The sequence below is a fragment of the Oscillibacter sp. UBA6647 genome, from assembly GCA_002455655.1.
Lineage (GTDB): Bacteria > Bacillota > Clostridia > Oscillospirales > Oscillospiraceae > Oscillibacter.
Genome location: DKLF01000149.1, coordinates 1 through 706 on the forward strand (window position 1 = coordinate 1; position 706 = coordinate 706).

At 58.4% G+C, this 706-nt stretch carries 1 protein-coding gene; it reads left to right on the plus strand.

Annotation, left to right across the window (positions count from 1 at the left end):
• Window positions 1–394: 394 nt before the first annotated feature.
• Window positions 395–706 (plus strand): ribulose-phosphate 3-epimerase (locus B2W96_RS11080; RefSeq protein WP_414692968.1); only part of this gene is annotated, 312 nt, incomplete at its 3' end.

A 706-nucleotide genomic window follows, 5' to 3' on the forward strand; every position in this document is an offset into this window, starting at 1 on the left:
ATGCTGCTGGAGCGGGCCTTGCGTCAGCAGCAGTAAAAAGCGGAAAGGCTCCGGAGAGGTTTCGCGCAAGAGGCCCGCCTGCATAGCAGGCGGCTCTCTTGCATTCCGGCAAAACCCGGAGTGCATCTTGCATTTCTCCGGAAAATTTGGTATACTAAAAGATAAAATTACCGCGGGATAAGCCGGGAAACGCAAAGCAGCGGGCCGGCAGGCTGCCCTGCCGGCCCTATTCAAAAAAGCGGTGGCACCGCGTCGGGGCCGGACACCGCGTGGGGTGCCGCGTGGCGCCCTTCCGCTTAGGCTATCCTATGCCGGCCGGGGCAGGCGGTTCCTGCCACTGAAAGGGTCCGGCTATTGCGCGGGCGCTGATTTTTCATTGAAAAGAGGGCTTATAATGATAAAGATATCGCCGTCTATCCTGTCCGCTGACTTTGCCAACCTGGAGCGGGACATTCGGAAAATTTCTACCGCCGACTATGTGCATGTGGACGTGATGGATGGTGTGTTTGTCCCAAACATCTCCATCGGACTGCCGGTGGTAAAGGCGATTCGGCCCGTAACGCAGCAGCCGCTGGACGTTCACCTGATGATCGTGGAGCCGGGACGGTACGCCGGGCGGTTCTGCGACGCAGGGGCGGACATTGTTACCCTTCATGTGGAGGCTGATACGGAGGAGAACCTTCTCTCCGCCATCGATGTGATTCAC